The organism is Brevibacillus jepli (genome assembly GCF_047229145.1).
GTDB lineage: Bacteria > Bacillota > Bacilli > Brevibacillales > Brevibacillaceae > Brevibacillus.
This window is the reverse complement of record NZ_JBFEFW010000015.1, coordinates 154,061-160,505: the sequence shown is the minus strand read 5'-3', so window position 1 is coordinate 160,505 and position 6,445 is coordinate 154,061. Positions and strand designations below refer to the sequence as shown.

The following is a 6,445-nucleotide window of genomic DNA, read 5'->3' as shown; positions in this document are numbered from 1 at the left end:
TCCAAGACCCAGCATACAGGAGGCGCTTTTTTCTTTCAAAGCTCAAATTTCTTCATTACAGGAATGGCTCCTCGAAACTTCTACGTTTGAAGCGCTCCCGCCATTTATTCCTACGCGGACAGTCTATACCCACACAGGGGCGGAGGCCGAAGCGTAGACTGGAAATTCGCTTCTTCCCTCCACTACAGCTACTATTAATGTACAAAAAAGCGATGCAAGGCACTTGCCCTACACCGCTTTCTCGTGAATCATTCAATCGAATCCACCATTTTCTCACTGCTTTCCAACCGCTTGTGCTGGACATCTTCAAAGTGCTGACTGATTCGAGCGAGCGCAAAGGAAATGATGACCGAGAAGATCACGATACCGTAAAAGCCGGCTCCAATCCCAATGCCAATCCCTCCGGCGAAAAAGATCATGGCCGCTGAAGTCAGTCCCTTTACTTTCAAGCCGTCCTTCAATATGACGCCAGCTCCCAAAAAGCCGAGTCCTGTCACAATCTGCGCAGCCAAGCGCATCGGGTCCATCATCGTTCCATTGCCAGGTGCGCTGAATAGTTTCGTGCTGTAAATGGAAACGAGTGTGATGAGCGTGCAGGCTACAGACACATACATGTACGTTTTCAGTCCTGCAGGCTTGTTTCTGTGCGAGCGATCCCACCCGATAAACAAACCGAGAATCGCACTCACCACTACTCGTATATACATTTCCAAGTCATACTGCACATACAACCATTGTAAAATCTCCATCCTATTCACCTTCTCTTAGCGATAGAGACATGATATGTGCAGATTCGCAAAATAGACCGCCTTTTTCTAAACTTTACTCCCTTTCAATCTTCACTTCTGGACCTACAAAAACCTCAAACAACCGCTCCCAGGGAAGCTTGATCTCCATGCCCGCCAATTCTACGATTTCACCTTCAAACGTGTTGTTGCCGCGCTTCCCGATAACTAGCGATTGATTGGCAAAGTAGTTCTCGTACCAATCTTCGGCATGCGGTGTCAGCGCATCTCTCACAAATTCATTGACTTCCTCGTAATCATCTCCGAGGTTCCATTCATTCCCCTTTAACTCTTTTACGAGGCTGCGTGCTTCTGCCATCACTTCATTGCGGTAATGATGGTCATTCACAAACGACGACAAGAGCAGATTCACATGCGCTTCTGCAGCATGCTCGGTTAACGGTACGCCGAACTGATTTCCTTTCTCCAGAAAAGCAGATCGTTGCAGCGCTTGTCCCAACGCGCTCCCCATATTGTTTCCAGCCGTTCCCCAGGCAGTATAAGCAAGCAGCTCAGGCAGCTTCACTTCTTCTTGCAATCGCTCGATCAGCTCAGGATCGGCTTTGTTCGTGATCGTCACATCCGTAACCGCGACCTGCTTTCCTTCCTCCAGCAGATCATTGATTTCTTCGACGAACTCATCTAAGTCTTCACGTCTCTCTGCACTACTCTGCCCTTTTTTCTTTGGCGAATTGACCATTAATACGATATCTGCATCATCTTCATCCCGAACGTGTTTGCCACCTGCTGCGATAATATGCTTCTTTACATTCACATCAAAGGTCGTGTCTTCAAAAGGAGCCGTCCACTCGCTGCCATCCAGACCCGAATATTCGACCGCTACCTTCGGATGGATGCGCATTTCGTTCAAGGCGAGCCTACTCACCAAGACCGTTCCTACTTCATCCGCTCCGGGAAAAATCGCTACACGATCCTCCACATCCAGCTCCTTCGCTTTTTTAACCAAGGTCTCCCTCTCTGCCCGGTGAAGACCGTGGGGAGCGGCGTCATCCTGTGCCAGTACCAAATAATCGATGGTCCCATCCTCTACCCAGTCGATCAACAAGGAGTTGATCTTGTGGTTCCGCTCGCGGGCATTCAAGTAATCTTCCAGCACAGACTCGGGAATCTCTCTTTCCAGCTGATCGAGTCGATCCTTTTTTTCCGTCATGCCGAGGTTGTGTACCTCATCGTATAAAATCGCCCATTCTCTGATTTGTTCATAGTATTTCAATGTCTCAGGATCAGTCGCGGTCACCGCCAAGCGCTGAATCGTATCGAACACGTAGATCGGCTTTTTCGACTCTTTGTCTCTCAGTTTCTTGATGGCTTTGATATTGGATAGGGCATCTTCATACGATTGTTCATCGGTACGGGACGCAACCAGCCCGCCATAAGCCAGCATGCTGACAGAGATGACAGAGCCATCGACTTTGTTTGCTTGTTTGATCAGCCAATCGCCAATCTCTTCACCGTCGCCCGGAGTCATAAAGTGACCGAGCATGTCTTCATCCGGCATAATTGCTTCCACCCCGCCAGCCCGTGATGACATCTGGGGAAAATACGTATTGACTGGACGATCATCCAGGGGAACCAGGGCGAATTTGGCGATCGGCTTCGGTGACGCTTTTTTTGCCTGAACTGTGCTCGTCTGCGTAAGGGGAACCATGCCTGTCACTAGAGCTGCCATAATGACTGTTGAAATGACAACGCGCAACTTCTTCATAGATCAAATCTCCTCTCATCGTGAAAAGGTTTAATCAAGAACGGCATTCGCCAGACGTAATTGCTCTTGCAACTTCGCCACATGAATCAAACGCGGAATCGTCTTGTCAAAAAACGCGATGGCCGCAGCCGTACCTGCTGCTTGACCTGTTGCCATACAGCTCGGGGTCAGTCTGGTCGTAGCCAGCGCCTCATGCGTAGTAGAGATACAACGCCCCGCTGCTAGCAGGTTGTCGATGGAGTGAGGGATCAGGCATCGATACGGAATGTCGTAGGCGCCCTCCCCTTCGATATCTGCTGCCACTACGCCTTTGCCAGAAGGATCGTGGATATCAACCGGATAGCCACTTCGTGCGATGACATCAGGAAAACGCCGACCTGCTACCACATCTTCAATCGTCAAGCTGTACTCCCCGACGATTCTTCGCGTCTCACGTATTCCAATTTGCGTCCCCACTGCGGATATCGATGCTTGCGCGAAGCCTGGAACTTTATTTTTCAAAAATTCAGACATCAACAAAACTTGACGTCTCCCTTCTTCCTCCGCTTCCGTCAAATCCTCAACATCTGTCCCATCCAGCCCCTGCACCCGTGAACAATTGATCAGGACTTCATCACTTTCTGGCCCTGTGAAAAAAAGAACTTGATCCCGATTAATCGGAACACCAGACATCTTCCAATGCGTATAAAAGCCTTGGACCCCCGTCAAAGGAATAGACGGTAACTGCTCAAACGGCGTCTTATGATAAAACTCATCCGGATGATCAAGCATGTATTGCTTCACCTGCTCCAGGTCCACGCCCCGCATGCGAAACTTCATCGTCATCGGCTGTGTCAGTCCATCTGCTTCTCGCCCCTTACTCGTCGGCGCTCCCGCGAGATAGGCAATATCTGCATCTCCAGTCGCATCGACGAACACCTTTGCCTTGATCTCATACTTGCCCGATTTACTGGTCAGCGTAACAGAGGTGATGTCTGTCCCCGCTACATTCACCTGGTCGACAAAGCTGTGGACGAACAGCTTGACTCCCGCTTCCTTCAGCATTTCTACAGCTACCAGCTTGTAAATTTCCGGATGATACGGTGTAACTGTGCTGACGAATCCCACCGTATCCTGCAAATGTCCAGGCGAGCCTCCTCTTTCTTGCAAACGGTCGACAATTTCCTGTGCGATTCCTTTGATAACTTGCTCGCCTTTTTCTGTATGAAATGTCATCCACGGGTAGACGAGCGCAATCGTCGACATCCCTCCGAGAAAGCCGTAACGCTCGATCAGGACCGTCCTGGCTCCTGATCTTCCGCTGGCGAGAGCGGCATTGATTCCTGCCGGTCCCCCGCCAACCACGACTACATCTGCTTCCACTACTCGATTCATCTGCACCCACTCCTTGTTGAACTTCCTTTCATTCATGCTCAAAAGCTTCTTTTAATCTTTTAGACCCGTCATCGATACGCCTTCGATAAACTGCTTTTGGGCGAAAAAGAACACAATCAGAAGCGGCAAGGTCGCCATGACAGAGGCGCTCATCAGATGATGCCAAGCTGTTCCCACCTCGTCTGTAAACAGGGACAAAGCGAGCGGTAAGGTCATCAGCTCTCTGTCATTGATGAAAATTAACGGATCGTAAAACTCGTTCCAGCTCGTCAAAAACGTAAAAATCGTCAGCGTCGCAATGGCCGGCTTGGCTAATGGCAGCATGATGCTCCAGTAAATCCGCCAGCGCGAGCAGCCATCAATCATCGCCGCCTCCTCCAGTTCTTTCGGAATCCCGAGGAAAAACTGCCGCATGACGAACACACCAAAAATTCCGCCTGCTCCGAAAATCGGAAGCACAATCAACGGCACATGTGTATTGATGAACCCAAGCATGCGCATGAACAAAAACATGGGAATCGATGTCACTTCATGGGGGATCATCATCGTAGACAGCAGCACGAGAAAGACAACATTACGTCCTCGAAACGGAATTCGCGCAAACGCATAGCCCGCGATCGAAGCAAATAATACTGTCCCGATCGTGACCAGAATCGCGATGTACAGGCTGTTCCAATAAAATAGATGAAACGGCGTATTCGCCAAAACCTCCGTGTAGTTCTCCAACCGAATCGATGACGGAATAAACTCCGGCGGAAAGACAAATATTTTCGCCGGCTCTTTTAAAGACGTGGAGAGCATCCACAAAAAGGGCACCAGCATCAGAAGCGAGATCAATCCTAATGCCGTATAATGACCGCCGATGCCAAGTAACTTGCCCGCTTGCAATCCATGGCGATTATTCTTCATGGAACACCCACCTTTTTCTAAACTGCCACTGTAGGAGCGTAAAGACTAAAATGATAAAGAACAGCACAAAGGCAAGGGCAGAGGCATAGCCGAATTCAAAGTTTTTGAAGGCACGCTCCCAGATGTAATACACGAGCACCTTCGTACTGTTATCCGGACCGCCCTGGGTCATGACGTAAATCTGTCCAAACACCTTGAGCGAGCCGATGATCGTCAATAACGTGGTTAAAAACAGCGTCGGACTAATCATCGGGATGGTTATCTGAAACAATTGGCGTGTCCGGCTGGCTCCATCGATGCGTGCTGCCTCGTACAAATGGACGGGCACCTGCTGTAAGGCTGCGATGAACAGAACCATGTTCAAGCCCACATTCTTCAGGACACTCGTCACAATCACCACTGGCATCGCGAGCTTTGGATTGTAGAGCCAGGACGGTCCCGTAATCCCGAACAGCTGCAGAATTTGATTGATGAACCCAGTGTCTGTCGCAAACAAATACTTCCACACAATGGCCCAGACGATCAGCGATGTCATGACCGGAACAAAAATCGCGGTACGGAAAATCCCGATCCCCGGCAGCTTACGGACGAGCAGTAAAGCCAGCCCCAGCGCCAGCACGATGTTCAGTGGGACGAGTCCGGCAGAGAACGTAAAGGTATTGCCTACGACCGTCCAAAATTCTGCATCAGAAAAGAGTGCTCTGTAGTTATCCAACCCGATAAATTCTGCTTCTCCTAGCAACGGCCAATCCGTAAAGCTCATATACAGCGCAAGCAGAAGCGGGCCAAGCAACAAGGTGACAAACCCAAGGACCATCGGACTGACAAACAGCCATCCTGTCAGATTCGCTTCCCGGTTGATGGATTTCTTTTTAACGACTCTTGTCCTCTTGTCAGGAGAGAGCGGGACATTCACATTGCTCTCCATACGATCCTCCTTAGTTGTCAATCGCATTGCGCAGTGCATGGATTGATCGCCTGATTTCATCCTCTGTCGTCCCGATCGCCATCGCTCCAGCTAACAGGACGCGAACCCCCGTTTCCCGCAGAGCGTAAATATCTTCCGCCACAATTTTTCGCTGTGTCGGGACGATAATTGGAATGCCTGCTTTCTCTACGATGTACCGATACTTGAGCAGGTCGGCAAACGCAAGCCTCGTTCCGTACTCACTCCCCGGAATAATCGATGCTTCCAATGCTGTCATGGGAAAATGCCTCACTACTTCCAATCGGGACAAATCAAACTGATCATCGATGGCAAACGTACTCGCCACCCCGTCCATTTTTAAAAGAGCCGCAGGCAAATGATGTCCGTATATAGAGATAAAGTCGATTCCCAGCGGGTGAAACTGCTCGATTTCCTCCGGATTGAGCTCCTCCATGGACCCTCCCGGAACAATGCCAATCGGCCCTGCGAACTGGCTGCGCATCGTTTGAAGAAAGCTCGTATATTCCGCCAAGGTACCGAATCGATTGCCACTCGCCCGGTGGTAAACATTGATGTGCATCTTCAACCCGTCTGCGCCTTCCTCGATGGCTGCTCTCGCCAAAGCCCCATCGTTTTGCGGGAGACTGACCATGAGAAGAAACGGCTTTTCGTCTAACGCCTGTTGCAAACGATTCATCGTACCCTCCCCCTCAAATGACAACG

The 6,445-nt window shown here is 50.0% G+C and carries 6 protein-coding genes; all 6 read right to left on the bottom strand.

Going from position 1 to position 6,445, the window contains the following annotated elements:
- Positions 1-248: 248 nt before the first annotated feature.
- Positions 249-749: an MgtC/SapB family protein gene (locus tag AB1L17_RS17935; RefSeq protein ID WP_412845858.1), complete on the bottom strand. Its 501-nt coding sequence runs from the start codon at positions 747-749 to the stop codon at positions 249-251.
- 73 nt (positions 750-822) lie between these two features.
- Positions 823-2,511: a DUF4127 family protein gene (locus tag AB1L17_RS17930; RefSeq protein ID WP_412845859.1), complete on the bottom strand. Its 1,689-nt coding sequence runs from the start codon at positions 2,509-2,511 to the stop codon at positions 823-825.
- Positions 2,512-2,541: 30 nt separating this feature from the next.
- Entirely contained in the window at positions 2,542-3,885 is a 1,344-nt protein-coding gene (locus AB1L17_RS17925; RefSeq protein WP_412845860.1) for an FAD-dependent oxidoreductase, read from the bottom strand.
- 51 nt (positions 3,886-3,936) lie between these two features.
- Positions 3,937-4,794 (bottom strand): carbohydrate ABC transporter permease, encoded by an 858-nt coding sequence (locus tag AB1L17_RS17920; protein ID WP_412845861.1) that lies wholly within the window; start codon positions 4,792-4,794, stop codon positions 3,937-3,939.
- Positions 4,784-5,722, bottom strand: coding sequence for a carbohydrate ABC transporter permease (locus AB1L17_RS17915; RefSeq protein ID WP_412845862.1), 939 nt, complete (start codon positions 5,720-5,722; stop codon positions 4,784-4,786). Before AB1L17_RS17915 ends, AB1L17_RS17920 begins: the two co-directional genes overlap by 11 nt.
- Before the next feature lie 10 nt (positions 5,723-5,732).
- Entirely contained in the window at positions 5,733-6,419 is a 687-nt protein-coding gene (locus AB1L17_RS17910) for a hypothetical protein (RefSeq protein ID WP_412845863.1), read from the bottom strand.
- Positions 6,420-6,445 lie beyond the last annotated feature (26 nt).